Origin of the sequence: Streptomyces sp. NPDC088116 (assembly GCF_044741745.1) — a bacterium.
Classification (GTDB): domain Bacteria; phylum Actinomycetota; class Actinomycetes; order Streptomycetales; family Streptomycetaceae; genus Streptomyces.
In genome coordinates, this window is sequence record NZ_JBIUTF010000002.1 from 1252621 (window position 1) to 1274225 (window position 21605).

A 21605-nucleotide genomic window follows, 5' to 3' on the forward strand; every position below is an offset into this window, starting at 1 on the left:
CAGGGCCGGTCGGGCCCGCCGGGAGCCGTACCGCCGCGTCGTCGCCCGTCCGGGCCATGACGTCACCGCATCCCGGCCTTGGCTCCCGGCCCGAGGCTCCACCGGCATCCGCACACCGACACACGCTTGACCGACGAGGGGGACAGAGGCGATGACGGCCGAGCTGGTCCGGGGGCAGAACCACCCCTTGCCCCGGACCCGACTGGAGATCCGGGTGACGGCCGGGACGCCGGTCATGGCCTGTGCCACGCTCGGCGACGAGCAGGGCATCGTGCGCGGCACCGAGTGGATCGCCCACCCCGGCGCTCCCACCCTCCCGGGCATCGAGGTGTCCCGCCGGGCCGCGGTCGGTCTGCGCTTCCATGTCGATCTGGACGCCCTGCCCGACCAGGTGCATCTGGTGCACGTGCTGCTCGCCCTCCCGGAGGGGGGCGGCGGGCCCGAGCGCTTCGGCACCACCGCGGCCCCCTTCGCGGCCGTCACCTCCACCGACGGCACGGAGGTCGCCGGCTTCACCCTCACCGGTCTGGACGCCGAGTCCGCCGTCATCGCGCTGGAGCTGTACCGCCGCCGGGGCGGCTGGAAGGTCAGGGCCGTCGGCCAGGGCTACGCGGGCGGTCTCGCGGAGCTGTTCGGCGACCAGGGCCTGCCGCAGGCCCGCGCTCTGGCCGCCGCTGTCCACGAGGCGGTGATCCGTCACCCGGCCGGTACGGCGCAGACGCCCCTGCCGGGCCTGCCGGACAGCGCGCCCGGCAGGCCCGACGGACTCCCGCCGTCCGCCGCCACCGCCCCCACACCGGCCACCGCCGCCACCGTCGGCCCCGTCCCGCAGTCACGGTCTCCCGAACCGGAACCCGCCGACGCCGTATCCGTAGCGCGGCCGGCCGACGGGCCCCGAGGCGCGGTCGACTACACGCACCCGGGCCGGCGGACCTCCGCACCTCCGACACCGCCCCCGGCCACACCACCCGGCCTGCCGGGCGAGCCGACCCGTCCGGTAGCCGGCGACGCCACGGGCTGGTCCATGGAGGAGCGCCTCTACAACCAGGTCTGGGGCATGTTCGAGGACCTGGCCCGCAGCGTCGCGGCGTACCGCAGCGCGAAGGACTTCGCCGAGTCCCGGATGGATCAGGAGCTGGACCAGGTCCTCTCCGATCCCCGTAACCGCCTCGGCGGGGCGGGCGACGCCGCCCGTGAGGCGGCCCGCGCCAAGCACGACCAACTCCTCGGCCGGGCCCGCGAGGTCCTCGACCGTGACCTCGCGCAGCTCCTGGCCGAGTCCGAGGTCGTCGAGCCCGCTCTGCCGCCCGCCTTCGCCCGCTGGGACCACCCCGTCTGGCACGACTACCGTGTCCCCGGGGAGGCCCCGATGGCGCTGCGCCTCGGTGACGTCCATCTCCCCGAGCGCCCGGATCTGCGGATCCCGATGCTGGTACGGCTGCCGCTGGAGCGCGGGTTGTGGGTCGACAGCGGCCGGTCAGGCTCCGAGGACGCCCTGATGACGGACGACGATCAGCTGCGCGCACTGGCCATGGACACCGCCGTGGCTCACGCCGGGCGCCTCCTCGCCGTCCATCCGCCCGGGGAGTTCACCGTCCAGGTGATCGACCCGGCCGGTTCCGCGGCCGCCGCACTGGCGCCGCTGACCGCGTCCGGAATGCTCGACGAACCGCCCGCGTCCGGCGCCGGGGGAGTGGCGGCCGTCCTCGCGAAGCTCACCCGGCGGGTGGATCTGGTGCAGATGGCGGTGCGCGGCGGCGCACCCGAATCGCTTCCGCCGGATCTGGACATCGCCGAGCAGCTGCTGATCGTCAACGACTTCCCGCACGGCTTCGACGACCGCGCGGTGACACAGCTGCGCTACCTCGCCGACGAGGGCCCGGCGGTCGGCGTGCACCTGCTGATGGTCGCCGACCGCGAGGACGCGCGCGCGTACGGACCGGTGCTGGACCCGCTCTGGCGGTCCCTGCTGCGTATCACTCCGGTCCCGGACGATCATCTGGCCGATCCCTGGGTCGGCCATCTCTGGACGTACGAGCCCCCGAGGGTGCCGCCGGGCAGCCGGGTGCTGCGCCAGGTCCTGGAGCGGGCGGCGTCCGCCCGCCGCTCCTGGCGACGCTGACCCGCACACTCGGCAGCGCTTTACCTCGTTCTTTACCTTCCTTTGGTGTTTCCTGTACTGTTCCTTTTAGCGGAGGGGAGTACTCCCACATCGCGACGTGCCCGTCAATACGGACCGCCATCGGTCCCGGGGCGTCGGCCCGTGAGCGGCGCAGCCGCCCGGGTGGAGGAGACCTCCGGCAGCGACGACGCTGATCAGTAGCCGTACGAAGCCGGAGGAACAGTGGACGTCTCCTTGAACCTGTGGGTGCTGACCATTCTTGGTCTCAGCGCCCTCATCGCCGTCGACTTCTTCATAGGGCGCAAGCCCCATGATGTGTCGACGAAAGAAGCCGGCATCTGGACGGTCGTCTGGATCGCCCTCGCCGCGCTGTTCGGCCTCGGCCTGATGCTGTTCGGGTCGGGCCAGGCGTCCGGCGAGTTCTTCGCCGGCTTCGTCACCGAGAAGTCGCTCAGTGTCGACAATCTCTTCGTCTTCATCCTGATCATGGCGAAGTTCTCGGTGCCCTCGCACCTCCAGCAGCGCGTGCTGCTCATCGGTGTGCTGATAGCCCTGGTGCTCCGCGCGGCCTTCATCGCGGCCGGCGCCGCGATCATCTCCAGCTTCTCGTGGGTCTTCTTCATCTTCGGCGCGTTCCTGATCTACACCGCCTGGAAGCTCATCCAGGAGGCGCGCGCGGGCGACGAGGAGGAGTGGGAGAAGGACCGTCTGCTCAAGTCCGTCGAGGAGCGCTTCGGCGTCGCCGACAAGTACCACGGCACCAAGCTCTTCATCCGTGAGAACGGCAAGCGGATCCTGACCCCGCTCATGGTGGTCATGATCGCCATCGGCACGACCGATGTGCTGTTCGCGCTGGACTCCATCCCCGCGATCTTCGGCCTGACCCAGGACCCGTACATCGTCTTCACCGCCAACGCCTTCGCCCTGATGGGTCTGCGGCAGCTCTACTTCCTCATCGGCGGACTGCTGAAGAAGCTGGTGCACCTCAGCTATGGCCTGTCGGTCATCCTGGGCTTCATCGGAGTGAAGCTGGTGCTCCACGCGCTGCACGAGACCGGAGTGCACGTGCCCGTGATCTCGATTCCGGTCTCGCTCGCGGTCATCTGCGGCGTCCTGATCGTCACCACGATCACCAGCCTGATCGCGTCCAAGAAGCAGGCGGAGCGCGAGGCGGCCGAGAAGGACGACAAGAGCAGCATCGAAGCCTGATCCGAGCGGTACCCGCGTGCGGGGCGAGTGGCAGCGTGGCCACCCGCCCCGTACGTGTGTCCGGCCCCCGAGCGCCCGCTTCGGCCGTCTGTACGAGGCGAGAGGGGCGTACGGTCACCAGCCTCGGGCGCGCCACTCCGCGAGGTGCGGGCGCTCGGCGCCGATGGTGGAGTCGTTGCCGTGGCCCGGATAGATCCAGGTCTCGTCCGGCAGAGCCCCGAAGATCTTGGTTTCGAGTCCGTCCATCAGGCTGGCGAAGTCCGCCGGGCCCGCCGTCTTCCCGGGGCCGCCGGGGAAGAGGCAGTCGCCGGTGAAGACATGCGCGTGGTCGTGCGGGTCCTCGTAGACCAGGGCGATCGAGCCCGGGGTGTGGCCCACCAGGTGCAGGGCGGTGAGCTCGATCTCGCCGACCCGGACGACGTCCCCGTCCTCGACCAGGACATCGGTCGGGACGGGGATGCCCTCGGCGTCGTACCGGCCCGCGTACGTACGGGCGCCGGTGGCGGCCACGACCTCGGCCAGGGCCTGCCAGTGGTCGCCGTGCCGGTGGGTGGTGACGACGGATGCGAGGCCGTCGTCACCGACCAGGGTCAGCAGGGTCGCGGCGTCGTTCGCCGCGTCGATCAGCAGCTGCTCGCCGGTGACCCGGCAGCGCAGCAAGTAGGCGTTGTTCTCCATCGGTCCGACGGCGACCTTGGAGATCATCAGGGCGGGTAGCTCGTGCACATCCGCCGGTCCGTCGACCTTCACCGCTCCGCTGTACGTCATGCGGCTCAGCCTATAGCCGGGGCGGTACGGGCCGGCGTACGGCTAGAGCGGGGGCAGTACGGGCAGCCGGCCGCCGCCGGAGCACTCCAGGGCGGCCCCGTCGCGGCGGCCCGCGAGCCACCCCATCAGGTCCGCCGCCGGGCCCGTGACGGAGAGCCGTGTGCCTTCGGCGTCCTCCGCGCCTTCCGTGCGACCGGTGTGCCACACGTGTCCGTCCGGTCCTCCGCCCGGTGTGCCGAGGGCCAGCGGCGGGATGTCGGGGTTGCCGGAGAAGCGCTCCGCGAGGAAGGCGATCTCGCGGAGCGTGAACTCCTCGGACAGATCCTCGAGATCACGGTCGAGTCCCAGATCGACATGGTGCAGCTCGACCTCGATCAGCCGCCGGAACGGAAGCCGTGCCGCCATATCCGTGACGCCGTTGCGCATCGTGACGACGCGGTTCCAGTCGGCGGGCACGGCCGCGGAATGCTGGAAGCGGTCGGCGGTGTTACGTACATCGGCGAGGTGGGCATCGAGGGCGCGGGGAGCGTCCCGCTCGATGTCGGCGTCGCGGGTCCTGGCGTCCGGATACATCGGTCGGCCTTCGAGGACATTGACCAGAGCGTCCGCGTTCCGGGCGATATGGGCCAGCACATGGCCCCTGCTCCAGCCCGGAAGCCGTGACGGCGCGGCGACGGCCGCGTTGTCCAGCAGGGTGGCCGCGCCGAGGAGCCGATCCGTCGCCTCACGTACGGATGCCAGGTCGTGCACATGGTCGATCATGACGCCGACGATAGCCCCGCCACTCGTTCGGGTGAAGGAAGCCGAGGGCCCCCGTAAATCGAATGTGCGTGCTATAGGCTCGGGAGAGGCATCCTGGCATGTAGGCAGAACCAGCCCGGCAAGACCGAGCCGGGCAATCCACCGCTTGGCAATCCATCGCTCTGGCGACCCCCCTAGTCTGGTGAAGGGGGCTCCGCCCCTGCTTCTCTTCAGAAAGGTGCGGACCGGCGTGGCCGACCGTCTCATCGTCCGTGGCGCGCGCGAGCACAATCTCAAGAACGTCTCGCTCGACCTCCCCCGTGACTCCCTCATCGTCTTCACCGGGCTTTCCGGGTCGGGCAAGTCCTCTCTCGCGTTCGACACGATCTTCGCCGAGGGCCAGCGCCGGTACGTGGAGTCGCTCTCCTCGTACGCCCGGCAGTTCCTCGGCCAGATGGACAAGCCTGACGTCGACTTCATCGAAGGTCTCTCCCCGGCTGTCTCCATCGACCAGAAGTCGACCTCGCGCAACCCGCGCTCGACGGTCGGCACGATCACCGAGGTGTACGACTACCTCCGGCTGCTCTTCGCCCGGATCGGCAAGCCCCACTGCCCCGAGTGCGGCAGGCCGATCTCCCGGCAGTCGCCGCAGGCCATCGTCGACAAGGTGCTGGATCTGCCCGAGGGCAGCCGCTTCCAGGTCCTCTCGCCGCTGGTCCGCGAGCGCAAGGGGGAGTTCGTCGACCTCTTCTCCGATCTTCAGACCAAGGGCTACAGCAGGGCGAGGGTCGACGGGCAGACCATCCAGCTCAGCGAGCCGCCCACGCTCAAGAAGCAGGAGAAGCACACCATCGAGGTGGTGGTCGACCGCCTCACGGTCAAGGACAGCGCCAAGCGCCGGCTGACCGACTCGGTCGAGACGGCTCTGGGTCTCTCCGGCGGCATGGTGGTGCTCGACTTCGTAGATCTCCCCGAGGACGACCCCGAGCGCGAGCGGATGTACTCGGAGCATCTGTACTGCCCGTACGACGACCTCTCCTTCGAGGAGCTGGAGCCCCGTTCCTTCTCCTTCAACTCACCCTTCGGCGCCTGCCCCGACTGCACGGGTATCGGTACGCGCATGGAGGTCGACCCGGAGCTGATCGTTCCGGACGAGGAGAAGTCCCTGGACGAAGGCGCGATCCACCCCTGGTCCCACGGCCACACCAAGGAGTACTTCGGACGGCTGATCGGCGGCCTCGCCCAGGCCCTCGGGTTCCGTACCGACATCCCCTGGGCCGGGCTGCCGCAGCGCGCCAAGAAGGCACTGCTCCACGGCCACAAGACCCAGGTCGAGGTCCGCTACCGGAACAGGTACGGGCGGGAGCGCGCCTACACCACCCCCGCCTTCGAGGGAGCCGTCTCCTTCGTCAAGCGGCGGCACACGGAGGCCGAGAGCGACGCCAGCAGGGAGCGCTTCGAGGGCTATATGCGTGAGGTGCCCTGCCCGACCTGTGAGGGCACCCGCCTCAAGCCGATCGTCCTCGCGGTCACGGTCATGGAGAAGTCCATCGCCGAGGTCTCCGCGATGTCCATCAGCGACTGCGCGGACTACCTCGCCGAACTCCGGCTGAACGACCGGGACAAGAAGATCGCCGAGCGGGTCCTCAAGGAGGTCAACGAGCGACTGAAGTTCCTGGTCGACGTCGGCCTGGACTACCTGTCGCTGAACCGCGCGGCGGGCACCCTCTCCGGCGGTGAGGCGCAGCGCATCCGGCTCGCCACCCAGATCGGCTCGGGCCTGGTCGGTGTGCTGTACGTCCTGGACGAGCCGTCCATCGGCCTGCACCAGCGGGACAACCACCGGCTCATCGAGACCCTGGTCCGGCTGCGGGACATGGGCAACACCCTGATCGTCGTGGAGCACGACGAGGACACCATCAAGGTGGCCGACTGGGTGGTCGACATCGGCCCCGGCGCGGGCGAGCACGGCGGCAAGGTCGTGCACTCCGGCCCCCTGAAGGGCCTGCTGGCCAACAAGGAATCGCTGACCGGCCAGTACCTCGCCGGCAAGAGGAACATCCCGACCCCGGACATCCGTCGGCCCGCCAACCCGGGACGGCAGCTCACCGTGCACGGCGCCCGGGAGAACAACCTGCGCGACATCGACGTGTCGTTCCCGCTGGGTGTGTTCACGGCGATCACGGGCGTCTCGGGTTCCGGCAAGTCGACGCTGGTCAACGACATCCTCTACACACACCTGGCGCGCGAGCTGAACGGCGCGAAGTCGGTGCCCGGCCGGCACACCCGGGTCGACGGCGACGACCTGGTCGACAAGGTGGTCCATGTCGACCAGTCGCCCATCGGCCGTACGCCCCGGTCCAACCCGGCCACGTACACCGGGGTCTTCGACCATGTCCGCCGGCTCTTCGCCGAGACGATGGAGGCCAAGGTTCGCGGCTACCTCCCCGGGCGCTTCTCCTTCAACGTCAAGGGCGGCCGCTGCGAGAACTGCTCGGGCGACGGCACCATCAAGATCGAGATGAACTTCCTGCCGGACGTCTACGTCCCGTGCGAGGTCTGCCACGGAGCGCGCTACAACCGGGAGACCCTGGAGGTCCACTACAAGGGCAAGTCCATCGCCGAGGTGCTGGACATGCCGATCGAGGAGGCCCTGGACTTCTTCGAGGCCGTCCCGACGATCTCGCGCCACCTCAAGACCCTCAACGAGGTCGGCCTGGGGTATGTCCGGCTCGGTCAGTCGGCACCGACCCTCTCGGGCGGCGAGGCGCAGCGCGTGAAGCTGTCGAGCGAACTCCAGAAGCGCTCCACGGGCCGTACGGTCTACGTCCTGGACGAGCCCACGACCGGTCTCCACTTCGAGGACATCAGCAAGCTGATCAACGTGCTGTCGGGCCTGGTCGAAAAGGGCAACACGGTGATCGTTATCGAGCACAACCTGGACGTCATCAAGACGGCGGACTGGGTGATCGACATGGGTCCCGAGGGGGGTAACGGCGGCGGTCTGGTCATCGCGGAAGGCACCCCGGAGCAGGTCGCCGGGGTCCCGGCCAGCCACACCGGGAAGTTCCTGCGGGACATTCTCGACGTCGAGCGGATCAGCGACGCGACGCCGGCGAAGAAGGCCACGACCCGGAAGACGGCGGCCAAGAAGGCGGCCACGACGGCCGCTTCGAAGACGGCCGTGAAGAAGACCGTGGCGAAGACAGCGGCGAAGACAGCGGCGCGCCGCTCCTGAGCCGACGCCCCGTCGGGGGCTGTCCCGTCCGTCCCGGACCCGGCACAATTCCGGGATGGACGAGACAGCCGAGGCGGGAAGGACGGGTGCGACGGCCGAGACGGTGCTGACGGACGACGGGATACGGCTCTGGGCCGCCCGGACGGCCGTGGGCGCGGGCGAGCCCGTGATCTTCTGCCACGGCGGGCCGGGCCTCTGGGACACCCTGGAGGAGCCGGCCGCATTGCTGCCGGGCGGTCAGGTGTTCCGCTGGGACCAGCGCGGCTGCGGCCGTTCCCAGCGCTCGGGGCCGTACCGCACCGAGCGCTCGGTGGCCGACCTCGACGCCGTACGGCATCACTTCGGCGTGGAGCGGATGGCGCTGCTCGGCCACTCCTGGGGCGCGCGGCTGGCCCTGAGCTATGCCCTGGCCCATCCCGGCCGCGTCAGCCGGCTGATCTATGTCTCCGGCACCGGAATCGACGCGGACTCCACCTGGCACCCGGCGTACAAGGACGCCTTCCTGCGGCAACTGGGCGGCCACTGCGAGCGCTGGGAGGAACTTCGTGCCCGGGGTGGCGACCGTCGGCAAGCGGAGGACCGGGAGCTGGCTGTCCTTCAGTGGTCGGTGGATTTCGCCGACCGGGACCGGGCTCTGGAGTACGCGCAGGCCATGGCGACCCCGTGGTTCGGCGTCAACCACGAGTGCAACGCCACCATCGGCGCGGAGCTGAGGCGGAGCCCCGCCGCCGACGGGCTGCACGACCGGTGCGCGGCACTGCGCGTACCCGTACTGATCGTGGACGGGGAGCGTGACATCCGGCCCCGGTGGGCGGTGGACTCGCTGGAGAGGGCGCTCCCCGACGTGACCAGGACGACGCTGCCCGGCGCCGGGCACATGCCGTGGACGGAGAATCCGGAAGGCTTCCGTGCGGCGACCCGCGCTTTTCTGCTGTCCTGATGCTCCACGCCTCAGGGGGGCGGTGCGGCGGGAAACGGGTGCCGGCCGTCTCCCACCGCACCGGATCCGGCGCCGTGACCGCGATGTGCCGCGGCTACCAGGCGACGGGCAGTTCGTGGACGCCGTAGACGAGCATGTCCTCCTTGAAGCGCAGTTGGTCGTCCGGGACCGTGGTGTGCAGCTTCGGGAAGCGGCGCAGCAGGGCCGGATAGGCGAGTTGCAGCTCGGCGCGGGCCAGATTCTGGCCCAGGCACTGGTGGGTTCCGTGGCCGAAAGCCATATGGCGCCGTACCCCGGGCCGGTCGATGTCGAGACGGTCGGGGTCGGTGAAGACGCTTTCGTCGCGGTTCGCCGAGTCGTTGGGCAGGATGACCCCCTCACCCGCGTGGATGACGGTTCCCGCTATCTCGACGTCCTCGACGGCCACCCGGCGGCGCCCGCTGTGGGTGATGGTGAGATAGCGCAGCAACTCCTCCACGGCGGTGGCGATGCGCGCGGGGTCGTCGCTGTCGCGGACGACGGCGAGCTGCTCAGGGTGGTGCAGCAGGGCGAGGGTGCCCAGGGTGGTCATGTTCGCGGTGGTCTCGTGTCCCGCGACGAGCAGTAGGACCGCGTTCTCCACCAGTTGCCCGCGGCTGAGTTCGCCGGTGCGCATACGTTCCACGACCAGCGCGCTGAGCAGGTCGTCGGCCGGATCGCTGTCCTTGACGGTGATCAGGGTGCTGAGGTAGTCGGCCAGTTCTCCGGCGGCGTTCCTGCTCTGCTCCGGGGTGCTGTCCAGGGTGACCAGCGCGCGGGCGGCGCGCTGGAAGAGGCCATGGTCCTTCTGGGGGACTCCGAGGAGTTCGCTGATGACGAGCGAGGGCATGGGCAGGGCGAAGGCCCGGACCAGGTCGGCCGGGGGTCCGGCCGCTTCCATGCCGTCGAGGAGGGTGTCGATGATGTGCTGGATGCGGGGCTTCATCGCCGCGATGCGTTTGACCGTGAAGTGGGCGGTGAACATGCGGCGGTTGCGGTTGTGATCGGGGTCGTCCTGCACGATGAAGGGCGGAGTGGCGGTGTGCCGCCGCGCGCTGATCCCCGGACTCTGGCTGGGATGGCCGGGGCGGGTGGCGTCGGAGCTGAACCGCGGGTCGGCGAGCACGGCGCGCTGGTCCTCGTACCGGGTGAGGATCCAGGCGATCTGCCCGTTCCACAGCCGGACCGGCGAGACCGGTGCTTCCTCGCGCATCGTCGCGTACTGCGGTGGCGGGTCGAAGGGACAGCCGGATGCGCGGCTGAGGGGAAAGGTGGGGATGGCCGTCTCGGTCATGACGCGTCCTCCAGGCAGCGGCGGGGGTGGGGTGTGGTCGCGCGGGTCAGACGTCGTGCACGTCGATCGCCGCCGCGGGGCAGAGGGCGGCGGCCTCTCGCGCGCGGTCCAGGGCGTCGGCGGGCGGTGTGGCGTCGAGCAGGACGACGACGCCGTCCTCGTCCCGCTGGTCGAAAAGATCGTCGGCCGCCAGCACGCACTGTCCGGCTCCGCAGCACTTGTCCTCGTCGATCGCGATACGCATAGAGCTCTCCCAACGGGATCGGTCCCCGTGTGATGATGTTAGTTACCTTAAGTACTTTCTAGCCCTGGGTGGGTGTATGGAGCAAGTACTTCTTCGGCCATCTCGCCGCCGCGGCCGAGGGGCCGGGGGAGCGGTCGGGCATGATGGGCCGGTGGACGATTCACCTGTGCGCGAAGCCGACGGCATCGCCGCATTGCAGGCCCTGCTGAGCGCGCTCGCCTATGACCTCACCCGGCCCCGGTCCCATGAACTGCTCGTCGCGATGGCCGGGGTGCCCGTCGACCGCGCGGGGCTCGCCCTGTTGCGCGTGCTGGTGGAAGAGGGCGAGCCGATGCGTATCGGGCGGATCGCGGAGCGACTGGGGGTCCGTACCCCGCACGTCACGCGACAGGTCAGGGAGCTCGAACGGCAGGGCCTCGTCGTCCGCGTAGAGGAGGCGGCGGACCGGAGGGCGCAACGGATCACCCCGACGGTCCGGGGGCTCGACACCCTCGCGCGGTTCGACCGGGCTGCCCAGGCCATGCTCACGGAGAGCCTCGCCGGGGTGACCGCGCATCAGATCGGCGACGCGGTCGAGGTGCTGCGCCGGATCTCCGGCCATCGTCAAGGAAGCAGGCCGGGGATTCGGAGGGCTGATCCGGTGGACTGATCCGGTGGGCTGATCCGGTGTCCGGCGGGCTGATGCCGGTGGAGGGCCGTGCGGTGTACCGGGCAGTAGATCGGGCGGTGGACCGGGCGGTCCGTCCGGTGGGCCGCCAAGGGCTCCGCGCCCCCTGCGGTGGCAGCACCCGGAAGCCTCCGGCGGGGGCCTCGAATGCCTTCCGGCGCTCTCGGCGGGCCGCGGGAGGCCGCCGAGCGGTCGCCGGAACGGCCCCGGTATCGTCACGTATGTCACCGACGCTCCAGCGACACCTCTGACCCGTGGAGACACCATGCCCGGTCCGTCCGCCCCTCGCCGCACCGTGCTGAAGGGTGCCGCGCTCGCCGGTGCGGCAGGACTGGGAGCGGCGGCCTGCTCCACCGACTCCAAGCTGGGTCATGCCGACACCCCCACACCGACCGCCCCGGTCGACCTCGGTCCCGCGGACGCCGTCCCGGTAGGCGGCGCCAAGCTTTACCGGGAACAGCGCCTGGTGGTGAGCTGCCCGGCGAAGGGGGAGTACAAGGCATTCAGCGCGCAGTGCACCCACGCGGGTTGTCTCCTGGAGAAGCTGGAGGGCACCGTGGGTGACTGCCCGTGTCACGGCAGCACGTTCGACGTCACCACCGGCAAGGCGCTCCACGGCCCGGCCACCGTCCCGCTGCCCGAGGTACCGGTCACCGCCGAGGGCGGCAAGCTCGTCGCGGGGCCCAAGGCCTGAGGGCCTGAGGGGCGGGATCCGCGGGGCCGCACTGTCGGTCCCCGACAGTAGGGTGGACGGCATGGCCGACCCCTCCAGTTACCGCCCCAAGCCGGGACAGATCCCCGACTCGCCGGGGGTCTACAAGTTCCGCGACGATCACCGCCGGGTGATCTACGTCGGAAAGGCGAAAAGCCTGCGCCAGCGGCTCGCCAACTACTTCCAGGACCTCGCGGGTCTGCATCCGCGTACCCGCTCCATGGTCACCACGGCGGCCTCCGTCGAGTGGACCGTCGTCTCCACCGAGGTCGAGGCGCTCCAGCTGGAGTATTCCTGGATCAAGGAGTTCGACCCCCGCTTCAACGTCAAGTACCGCGACGACAAGAGCTATCCGTCGCTCGCGGTGACGATGAACGAGGAGTTCCCGCGCGTCCAGGTCATGCGCGGCGCCAAGAAGAAGGGCGTGCGCTACTTCGGCCCGTACGGACACGCCTGGGCCATCCGCGAGACCGTCGATCTGATGCTCCGTGTGTTTCCCGTACGGACGTGCTCCGCCGGGGTGTTCAAGAACGCGGTGCGGACGGGCCGTCCCTGCCTCCTCGGTTACATCGGCAAGTGCTCGGCGCCCTGCGTCGGCCGGGTCACCCCGGAGGAGCACCGCGAACTGGCCGAGGAATTCTGCGACTTCATGGCCGGCCGCACCGGCACGTACATCCGGCGCCTGGAGCGGGAGATGACGGCGGCGGCCGAGGAGATGGAGTACGAGAAGGCGGGCCGGCTGCGTGACGACATAGGCGCGTTGCGCCGCGCGATGGAGAAGAACGCCGTCGTGCTCGCCGACGCCACCGACGCCGACCTGATCGCCGTCGCCGAGGACGAGTTGGAGGCCGCCGTACAGATCTTCCATGTCCGCGGCGGCCGGGTCCGCGGCCAGCGCGGCTGGGTCACCGACAAGGTCGAGGCCGTGGAGACGGCGGGCCTGGTCGAGCACGCGCTCCAGCAGCTGTACGGGGAGGAGCGCGGCGACGCCGTCCCCAAAGAGGTGCTCGTCCCCGCCCTGCCGGAGGACACGGACGCCGTCACGCAGTGGCTGAGCGAGCGCCGCGGCTCCCAGGTCTCCCTGCGGATTCCGCAGCGCGGCGACAAGAAGGACCTGATGGCGACGGTCGGGCGCAACGCCCAGCAGTCCCTGGTCCTGCACAAGACCAGGCGCGCCAGCGATCTCACCACCCGCTCCCGCGCGCTGGAGGAGATCGCGCAGGCCCTCGGCCTGGACAGCGCGCCGCTGCGGATCGAGTGCTTCGACATCTCGCACCTCCAGGGCGACGACGTCGTGGCGTCCATGGTGGTCTTCGAGGACGGCCTCGCCCGCAAGAGCGAATACCGCCGCTTCCAGATCAAGACCTTCCAGGGTCAGGACGACGTACGGTCGATGCACGAGGTGATCACCCGACGCTTCCGGCGCTATCTCCAGGAGAAGGAGAACACCGGGGAGTGGTCGGAGCAGGACCAGCCGCAAGGAGCGGACCAGCGGGAAGGACCGGACCAGCGGGAGGCGCGGCGACAACCGGAACATCCGGAACAGCCACCCCCGCCGCTCCCCGGCGAGTCCCCCCAGGAGGACGACGGCCGGCCCAAGCGCTTCGCCTACCCGCCCCAGCTGGTCGTCGTGGACGGCGGGCAGCCCCAGGTCGCGGCCGCCAAGCGCGCTCTCGACGAACTGGGCATAGACGATGTCGCTGTCTGCGGTCTCGCCAAGCGCCTCGAAGAGGTCTGGCTGCCCGAGGACGACGACCCGGTGGTCCTGCCCCGCTCCAGCGAGGGCCTCTACCTCCTCCAGCGCGTACGCGACGAGGCGCACCGCTTCGCCATCACCTATCAGCGCTCCAAGCGGGCCAAGCGCGTCAGGAGCAGCCCACTGGACGAGGTCCCCGGGCTCGGCGAGACCCGGAAACAGGCACTCATCAAGCATTTCGGCTCGGTGAAGCGGCTGCGGCAGGCGACAATCGAGCAGATCTGCGAGGTTCCGGGCCTGGGCCGCAAGACGGCCGAGTCCGTCGTCGTGGCCCTGACCCAGGCGGCCCCGGCCGCACCCGCCGTGAACACGGCAACAGGAGAGATCATGGAAGACAACGGGGGCACCAGGCATGACTGAGCACGACCGGGACGGAGCAGGGCACGTGAGTACGGGCAGTACGGGCACCACCAAGGAGACCGGTGAGGCCGGTGAGACCGGCGAGGCGGCCATCCCCGAGCTGGTGATCATCTCCGGCATGTCGGGCGCGGGCCGCAGTACGGCGGCGAAGTGCCTGGAGGACCTCGGCTGGTTCGTCGTGGACAACCTGCCGCCCGCGCTGATCCCCACCATGGTGGAGCTCGGCGCCCGCTCGCAGGGCAATGTGGCGCGGATCGCCGTCGTGGTCGACGTGCGAGGCCGGCGGTTCTTCGACAACCTCCGCGAGTCCCTCGCCGACCTCGACGCCAAGCAGGTCACCCGGCGGATCGTCTTCCTGGAGTCCTCCGACGAGGCACTGGTCCGCCGGTTCGAGTCCGTCCGGCGCCCGCACCCGCTCCAGGGCGACGGCCGCATCGTCGACGGCATCGAGGCCGAGCGCGATCTGCTGCGCGAGCTGCGCGGCGACGCCGATCTGGTGATCGACACCTCCAGCCTCAACGTCCATGAGCTGCGCGCCAAGATGGACGCCCAGTTCGCCGGCGACGAGAAGCCGGAGCTGCGGGCCACGGTCATGTCCTTCGGCTACAAGTACGGCCTGCCGGTCGACGCCGACCTGGTCGTGGACTGCCGCTTCCTGCCCAACCCGCACTGGGTCCCGGAGCTGCGCCCCTTCACCGGGCTCAACGAGGAGGTGTCGGCGTACGTCTTCAACCAGCCGGGCGCCAAGGAGTTCCTCGACCGCTACACCGAGCTGCTCCAGCTGATCGCCGCCGGATACCGCCGCGAGGGCAAGCGCTACGTCACGGTCGCCGTCGGCTGCACGGGAGGCAAGCACCGCTCGGTCGCCATGTCCGAGAAGCTCACCGCGCGCCTCGCCGCCGCGGGCATCGAGACCGTCATCGTCCACCGGGACATGGGGCGCGAGTGACCGGACGCACCTTCCGTATGCGCCGGCTGCGCCGGGGCGGCCCCGTACTGTCGGCGCGGGGTCGCGGCGCCCAGCCGAAGGTCGTCGCCCTCGGCGGCGGCATGGGGCTGTCCGCCTCCCTCACGGCGCTGCGCCGGATCACCGGGGATCTGACCGCCGTGGTCACCGTCGCCGACGACGGCGGCTCCAGCGGCCGGCTCCGGGACGAACTCGGCGTGCTGCCGCCCGGCGATCTGCGCAAGGCCCTGGCGGCGCTCTGCGGCGACGACGACTGGGGGCAGACCTGGGCCCGGGTGATCCAGCACCGGTTCCAGTCCCAGGGCGAGCTCCACGAGCACGCGGTCGGCAATCTGCTGATCGTCGCCCTGTGGGAGCAGCTCGGCGACCACGTCCAGGCCCTCGACCTGGTCGGCAAGCTCCTCGGCGCACACGGCCGGGTGCTGCCCATGTCCGCCGTACCGCTGGAGCTCCAGGCGCTCGTACGGGGCCATGACCCGGCGCGCCCCGACGAGGTGGAGACGGTGCGCGGCCAGGCTACGGTCGCGCTCACCCGGGGCGAGGTGCGGTCCGTGCATCTCGTGCCGAACGACCCGCCGGCGGTCCCCGAAGCCGTCGCCGCCGTGCTGGACGCCGACTGGGTGGTGCTCGGCCCCGGCTCCTGGTTCTCCTCCGTGATCCCGCATCTGCTGGTGCCCGAACTGCTCGACGCGCTCCTCCAGACCAAGGCCCGCCGGGTCCTCTCCCTGAACCTCGCGCCGCAACCCGGCGAAACCAGTGGCTTCTCACCGCAGCGTCATTTGGAGGTTTTGAGGCGACACGCCCCTAAACTCGCCCTGGACGTGGTGCTGGCCGATGAGGCCGCCGTGCCCGACAGCGAGTCACTCGCCGATGCCGCCAAGCGGTTCGGTGCCGCGGTCGAGCTGGCGCCGGTGGCAGCGCCCGACAGTTCCCCGGTCCATGATCCGGAGCTGTTGGCAGCCGCGTACGACCGTATTTTTCGGATGCATGGAAGGATCGGCCCATGGCGATGACGCCAGCGGTGAAGGACGAGATCGCCCGCCTCCCCGTCACCCGGACGTGCTGCAGGAAGGCCGAGGTCTCGGCGATTCTCCGGTTCGCGGGCGGGCTGCACCTGGTCAGCGGCCGCATCGTGATCGAGGCGGAGCTGGACACCAGCGTCGCCGCGCGCCGGCTTCGCAAGGACATCCTGGAGATCTTCGGGCACAACTCGGAGCTGGTGGTGATGGCCCCCGGCGGGCTGCGCCGCGGCAGCCGTTACGTCGTACGGGTGATTACCGGCGGCGATCAGCTGGCCCGGCAGACCGGTCTGGTCGACGGCCGGGGGCGCCCGATCCGCGGCCTGCCCCCGCAGGTCGTCTCCGGTGCCACCTGCGACGCGGAGGCCGCCTGGCGCGGCGCGTTCCTGTCGCACGGCTCGCTCACCGAGCCCGGCCGGTCCTCCTCGCTGGAGGTGACCTGCCCGGGTCCCGAGGCGGCCCTCGCCCTGGTCGGCGCGGCCCGCAGACTCCAGATCGCCGCCAAGGCCCGTGAGGTGCGCGGGGTGGACCGCGTGGTCGTACGGGACGGGGACGCCATCGGCGCGCTGCTGACCCGGCTCGGCGCGCACGATTCGGTGCTGGCCTGGGAGGAGCGGCGGATGCGCCGCGAGGTCCGCGCCACGGCCAACCGCCTCGCCAACTTCGACGACGCGAACCTGCGCCGCTCCGCCCGCGCCGCGGTCGCCGCCGGTGCCCGGGTGCAGCGCGCGCTGGAGATCCTCGGCGAGGAGGTGCCCGAGCATCTCGCCGCCGCGGGACGGCTGCGCATGGAGCACAAGCAGGCCTCGCTGGAGGAGCTGGGCGCGCTCGCCGACCCGCCGCTCACCAAGGACGCGGTCGCGGGCCGCATCCGCCGGCTGCTGGCCATGGCCGACAAGCGGGCGCAGGATCTCGGCATTCCGGGTACGGAGTCCAATCTCAGCGAGGAGCTGGCGGACGGTCTCGTCGGCTGAGCGGGCGCCCCGCCCCGTACCGCGCACGGACACCCGTCCGCTTCCCCGGTCCGTACCGCTGGGCCGACCCGTACCGCTCCTTCGCGCACGGCTCCCTCCCGGACCCCCGCGCCCCGCGCTCCACTGCCTGCTGCCGACCCCTGAAAGGTGTCGGCAGCAGGCAGTTCGCGTGGCCTTGAGTCGCCCTTGACACGGTCATGAAGGGTGGTGAGCCTGGCGTCTGTCCACGGCCATGACAGACAACAGCATGGGGCGCACATGAGACGAAGAACGGGATCGATCCTCGCGGCGGGCGCGTTACTGCTGGGCGCGATGACGGCGGCGCCCGCCGCCCAGGCGAGAGGGCTGGACGCCCAGACGCGGGAGAGCGGGACCCAGGCGCCCCGGCCCGAGGCGGGACCGGGCGCGGACGCGGTGAAGGTCTTCGACGCGGAGGTCGTCAAGGAGCAGGTACCGCTGCTCCTCGCGGCCGGTCAGGACGCCCATGAACTGACCGAACGGGCCTCGGAGAAGAGGCCCGCCAAGGTCGAGCTGTTCCTCACCGACGCCCAGGCGCGCGCCCTGGCGAAGCAGGGCGTCGACGTCACCGAACGGAAGATCTCCGCGCAGGCCCAGGCCCGGGTGCGGGCGGCGGGCGACGGCGTCTTCCGCCCGTACAGCGGCAAGGGCAATCTCCAGGAGGAGATCGTCAGCACCGGGCAGGCCAACCCCGGTATCACCAAGGTCGTCTCCCTCGGCAAGACGGTCAAGGGCCAGGACATCCTGGCCCTCAAGCTCAGCAAGGGAGCGCGGAAGACCGAGGACGGGGCCAAGCCGTCCGTGCTGTACATGTCCAACCAGCACGCCCGGGAGTGGATCACTCCCGAGATGACCCGCCGGCTGATGCACCACTTCGTGGACAACTACGGCAAGGACCGGCGGATCACGAAGATCGTCGACTCCACCGAACTGTGGTTCGTGCTGTCCGCCAACCCGGACGGCTACGACTACACCCACAGCGCGGACAGCGCCCGGCTCTGGCGCAAGAACGTCCGGGACGTCGACGGGGACGGGAAGCTGACCTCCGCCGACGGCGTGGACCTCAACCGCAACTTCGGCTACAAGTGGGGCTACGACGACGAGGGTTCGTCCCCTCGTTCCACCAGCGAGACCTACCGGGGCGCCGGCCCGGCCTCCGAGCCGGAGACGCGGGCGATCGACCGTTTCCAGAAGCGCGTCGGCTTCGACTACGGCATCAACTACCACTCCGCCGCCGAGCTGCTGCTGTACGGAGTGGGCTGGCAGGTCGCCACCCCGACCCCCGACGACGTGCTCTACAAGTCGCTCGCCGGCACCCCCGGGAAATCCGCGATCCCCGGCTACTACCCGCAGGTCTCCTCCGAGCTGTACACCACCAACGGTGAGGCCGACGGGCACGCGGCGAATGTCAACGGAACGATGATGTTCACCCCGGAGATGACCACCTGCCAGACCGCGTCCGGCCTCGACCCGGACGACGCGTGGGAGGCCCGGGACTGCCGGTCCGGCTTCAACTTCCCCGACGACGAGAAGCTCATCCAGGACGAGTTCGCCAAGAACATCCCCTTCGCGCTGTCCGTCGCGGAGACCGCCGCCCACCCCGACCGGCCGTCCTCCTCGGTCGGTCTGACCGCCCCCGACTTCACCCTCGACCCCTTCACCACCTCGTACGCGCGCGGCGAGGACCAGGAGGTCTCCGTAACCGCCCGTAAGGCGCTCCGCGACAAGGAACTCAACTACCGCGTCAACGGCGGGCGCCCGCACAAGAAGGACCTCCGGGCGTGGAAGGGCGGTGAGACCTACGGCGGCGAGGACAACCTGCACTTCGACCAGTACCGCGCGGAGATCGGGAACACTCGTCCGGGTGACACGGTCGAGGTCTGGTTCACCGCACGGACCAGGTCCCAAAAGGCCACCTCCAGCGAGCACTTCACCTACACCGTGGCGCAGCGCCCCCGAGCCGACACCCTCGTGATCGCCGAGGAAGGCGCACCCGCCCGGCAGACCGCGGTGTACGTCGACGCCCTGCGCGCCCAGGGCCGTACCGCCGCAGTCTGGGACGTCGCCACCCGGGGCACCCCGCACCCGCTGGGGGTCCTCGGCCACTTCTCCACCGTGGTCCACTACACGGGCGCCACGGCCCCGGGCGGCGCCACCCAGCTCGCTCTGCGGGACTTCCTCAACGAGGGCGGCAAGCTGATCGAGGCGGGGCGTCCGGCCGGCGGCAACGTCCAGGTGGGCCGGGCGCTGACCAATGACTTCAGCCAGTACTACCTGGGTGCGTACACGCGTACGTCCCACCCCGGCGCCACCGGCTTCACCGGCACCGGAGCGCTCGCCGGCGCGGCCGGGGCGCTCGGTGCGGCGCCCGGCAGTCCGCTGAACCCGGCGGGTGCCTACACGGTCACCTCCGACACCCTGGACCCGGCGACCTATCCGCAGTTCAAGAGCGCCGAGGCGGGCACCTACACGGGCGCGGCCAATCCGTACTCCCCTTATGAGGGGCAGTGGATGGCGGCCACCGTCCACCAGGACGACGCCTGGCGCCGCCTCACCCGCACCGTCGACCTCACGGGTGTCGGCGCGGCCGAACGGCCCGAACTCCGCCTCGCGCTGAACTGGGACACCGAGCAGGGCTACGACCACGCCGTCCTGGAGGCCCACACAGCCGGGGCCGAGGACTGGACCACGCTCCCCGAGGCCGGTGGCGCGAGCGCTTCCACCGTCCCCACCGAGTGCGAGGCCGGGTTCCTCCTCGACGACCACCCCTTCCTCGGCCACTACCTGACCCTCCGGAACGACGGCTGCGCCGCGACCGGCACCAGCGGCGCCTGGAACAGCCTCACCGGCAGCTCGGACGGCTGGAAGCAGCTCGCCTTCGACCTGAGCGACTACGCGGGCACGAAGGTGGAGCTGTCGCTCAGCTACATGACCGATCCCGGCACCGGCGGACGCGGTGTCTTCGCGGACAGCGCGCGGCTGGCGGTGGGCGGCGCGGACAAGGAGTCCGAGGGCTTCGAGACCTCGCTCGGAGCCTGGACCACCACCGGACCGCCGCAGGGAAGCCCCGTCGTGGCGGGGAACTGGGCGCGCTCCCAGGAGCTGTTCACGTCGTACGCCTCGGTCGCCACGCGCGACACCGTGCTGCTCGGATTCGGCCTGGAACATGTGCCGGACGCGGCGGAGCGCGCGGCGCTGCTCGGCAAGGCGCTGCGGGCCCTGCGGCGCTGACCCCGTACGTCTGGTATAGGGGCCCCGCCCGCCCCGGTGACGCGGCGGTCCGCACCCGTATCCGCGGGTGCGGACCGCCGGTGCGGACGGCCCTGTGCGGGCACTGCCGCCGATGTCACCGGGTGGCCTGTGGAGATGTAGGGTCATAAGCGGTCGGGGACATCCCATACAACTCGCCGGCGTCGAACACCCGGCGTACCTAACGAGGAGATCGGTTCGTGACGATCCGCGTAGGCATCAACGGCTTTGGCCGCATCGGTCGTAACTACTTCCGCGCGCTGCTGGAGCAGGGTGCAGACATCGAGATCGTGGCTGTCAACGACCTGGGTGACACTGCGACCACGGCGCATCTGCTGAAGTACGACACGATCCTCGGCCGCCTCAAGGCCGAGGTGTCACACACCGCCGACACCATCACGGTCGACGGCCACACCATCAAGGTGCTCTCCGAGCGCGACCCGGCCGACATCCCCTGGGGTGAGCTGGGCGTCGACATCGTTATCGAGTCGACCGGCATCTTCACCAAGAAGGCCGACGCCGCGAAGCACATCGCCGGTGGCGCCAAGAAGGTCCTCATCTCGGCTCCGGCCTCGGACGAGGACATCACGATCGTGCTGGGCGTCAACGAGGACAAGTACGACGCCGCCAACCACCACATCATCTCCAACGCCTCCTGCACCACCAACTGTGTGGCGCCGATGGCCAAGGTTCTCCTGGAGAACTTCGGCGTCGTCTCGGGCCTGATGACCACGGTCCACGCCTACACCAGCGACCAGCGTCTTCAGGACTTCCCGCACAAGGACCTGCGCCGCGCGCGTGCCGCCGCCGAGAACATCATTCCGGCGAGCACCGGTGCGGCCAAGGCCCTCGGCCTGGTCATCCCGGAGCTGGCGGGCAAGCTCAACGGCATGGCGATGCGCGTCCCGGTCCCGACGGGGTCCGTCACCGACCTGGTTGTCGAGACCGAGCGCGTGGTGACCAAGGAAGAGGTCAACGCCGCGTTCCAGAAGGCCGCACAGGGCGAGCTCAAGGGTTACCTGGACTACACCGAGGACCCGATCGTCTCCTCGGACATCGTCAACTGGCCCGCCTCCTGCACCTTCGACTCCTCCCTGACCATGGTCCAGGGCAAGAGCGTCAAGATCATCGGCTGGTACGACAACGAGTGGGGCTACTCCAACCGTCTGGTCGACCTGACCGTCTTCGTCGGCGGCCGGCTCTGAGACCAGGCCCCTGAATTCAGGGCCGGTAGGCATCTCGATATGAGTGACAGGGTTCGGTCGGCGCACCTGTGGCGCTGTTCGAGCCCTGTTGGCCTGTTCAGACA

16 protein-coding genes are annotated in these 21605 nt (G+C 70.2%); 12 read left to right on the forward strand and 4 right to left on the reverse strand.

Annotated features, from left to right (window positions below; translation table 11 throughout):
• Positions 1 to 151: 151 nt before the first annotated feature.
• Both ACIOJD_RS11750 and ACIOJD_RS11755 read left to right on the forward strand, forming a co-directional pair.
• Positions 152 to 2122, forward strand: coding sequence for a TerD family protein (locus ACIOJD_RS11750; protein ID WP_401911238.1), 1971 nt, complete (start codon positions 152 to 154; stop codon positions 2120 to 2122).
• Positions 2123 to 2344: 222 nt separating this feature from the next.
• Positions 2345 to 3331 (forward strand): TerC family protein, encoded by a 987-nt coding sequence (locus ACIOJD_RS11755; RefSeq protein WP_401911241.1) that lies wholly within the window; start codon positions 2345 to 2347, stop codon positions 3329 to 3331.
• A 114-nt stretch (positions 3332 to 3445) separates the two neighbouring features.
• Here ACIOJD_RS11755 and ACIOJD_RS11760 read toward each other — a convergent pair whose 3' ends face one another.
• Both ACIOJD_RS11760 and ACIOJD_RS11765 read right to left on the reverse strand, forming a co-directional pair.
• On the reverse strand, positions 3446 to 4099 hold the full coding sequence (locus tag ACIOJD_RS11760) for an MBL fold metallo-hydrolase (RefSeq protein ID WP_401911243.1): 654 nt from the start codon (positions 4097 to 4099) through the stop codon (positions 3446 to 3448).
• Between the two features lie 42 nt (positions 4100 to 4141).
• Positions 4142 to 4861, reverse strand: coding sequence for a maleylpyruvate isomerase family mycothiol-dependent enzyme (locus ACIOJD_RS11765; protein ID WP_401911246.1), 720 nt, complete (start codon positions 4859 to 4861; stop codon positions 4142 to 4144).
• 229 nt (positions 4862 to 5090) lie between these two features.
• Here ACIOJD_RS11765 and uvrA point away from each other — a divergent pair, with 229 nt between their 5' ends.
• Together uvrA and ACIOJD_RS11775 are read left to right on the forward strand one after the other, a co-directional pair.
• Complete coding sequence (gene uvrA, locus ACIOJD_RS11770) at positions 5091 to 8078, forward strand: excinuclease ABC subunit UvrA (RefSeq protein WP_401911248.1); 2988 nt, start codon at positions 5091 to 5093, stop codon at positions 8076 to 8078.
• A gap of 55 nt (positions 8079 to 8133) precedes the next feature.
• Entirely contained in the window at positions 8134 to 9018 is an 885-nt protein-coding gene (locus ACIOJD_RS11775; protein ID WP_401911251.1) for an alpha/beta fold hydrolase, read from the forward strand.
• 94 nt (positions 9019 to 9112) lie between these two features.
• Here ACIOJD_RS11775 and ACIOJD_RS11780 read toward each other — a convergent pair whose 3' ends face one another.
• Positions 9113 to 10330, reverse strand: a complete 1218-nt coding sequence (locus tag ACIOJD_RS11780) for a cytochrome P450 (RefSeq protein ID WP_401911254.1) — start codon at positions 10328 to 10330, stop codon at positions 9113 to 9115.
• A 46-nt stretch (positions 10331 to 10376) separates the two neighbouring features.
• Positions 10377 to 10574, reverse strand: coding sequence for a ferredoxin (locus ACIOJD_RS11785; protein ID WP_401911257.1), 198 nt, complete (start codon positions 10572 to 10574; stop codon positions 10377 to 10379).
• Between the two features lie 151 nt (positions 10575 to 10725).
• Between ACIOJD_RS11785 and ACIOJD_RS11790 the strand changes: the two genes are divergently transcribed.
• The 8 genes from ACIOJD_RS11790 to gap all read left to right on the forward strand — a co-directional run bounded on the left by ACIOJD_RS11790 (position 10726) and on the right by gap (position 21501).
• On the forward strand, positions 10726 to 11223 hold the full coding sequence (locus ACIOJD_RS11790; RefSeq protein ID WP_401911258.1) for a MarR family winged helix-turn-helix transcriptional regulator: 498 nt from the start codon (positions 10726 to 10728) through the stop codon (positions 11221 to 11223).
• Between the two features lie 283 nt (positions 11224 to 11506).
• Complete coding sequence (locus ACIOJD_RS11795; protein WP_401911261.1) at positions 11507 to 11935, forward strand: Rieske (2Fe-2S) protein; 429 nt, start codon at positions 11507 to 11509, stop codon at positions 11933 to 11935.
• Positions 11936 to 11996: 61 nt separating this feature from the next.
• A complete protein-coding gene (uvrC, locus tag ACIOJD_RS11800; RefSeq protein ID WP_401911263.1) occupies positions 11997 to 14069 on the forward strand; it encodes an excinuclease ABC subunit UvrC in 2073 nt (690 codons plus the stop codon).
• Positions 14062 to 15018, forward strand: a complete 957-nt coding sequence (gene rapZ, locus ACIOJD_RS11805) for an RNase adapter RapZ (protein WP_401885858.1) — start codon at positions 14062 to 14064, stop codon at positions 15016 to 15018. Before uvrC ends, rapZ begins: the two co-directional genes overlap by 8 nt.
• Positions 15015 to 16049, forward strand: coding sequence for a uridine diphosphate-N-acetylglucosamine-binding protein YvcK (yvcK, locus tag ACIOJD_RS11810; RefSeq protein WP_401911266.1), 1035 nt, complete (start codon positions 15015 to 15017; stop codon positions 16047 to 16049). Before rapZ ends, yvcK begins: the two co-directional genes overlap by 4 nt.
• Positions 16040 to 17029: a DNA-binding protein WhiA gene (gene whiA / locus ACIOJD_RS11815; protein ID WP_401911269.1), complete on the forward strand. Its 990-nt coding sequence runs from the start codon at positions 16040 to 16042 to the stop codon at positions 17027 to 17029. Before yvcK ends, whiA begins: the two co-directional genes overlap by 10 nt.
• Positions 17030 to 17287: 258 nt before the next feature.
• The gene (locus tag ACIOJD_RS11820; RefSeq protein WP_401911272.1) at positions 17288 to 20278 is read left to right on the forward strand and encodes a M14 family zinc carboxypeptidase; all 2991 of its coding nucleotides are present in this window, start codon (positions 17288 to 17290) and stop codon (positions 20276 to 20278) included.
• A gap of 218 nt (positions 20279 to 20496) precedes the next feature.
• Positions 20497 to 21501, forward strand: coding sequence for a type I glyceraldehyde-3-phosphate dehydrogenase (gene gap / locus ACIOJD_RS11825; protein WP_401911275.1), 1005 nt, complete (start codon positions 20497 to 20499; stop codon positions 21499 to 21501).
• Positions 21502 to 21605: the final 104 nt, after the last annotated feature.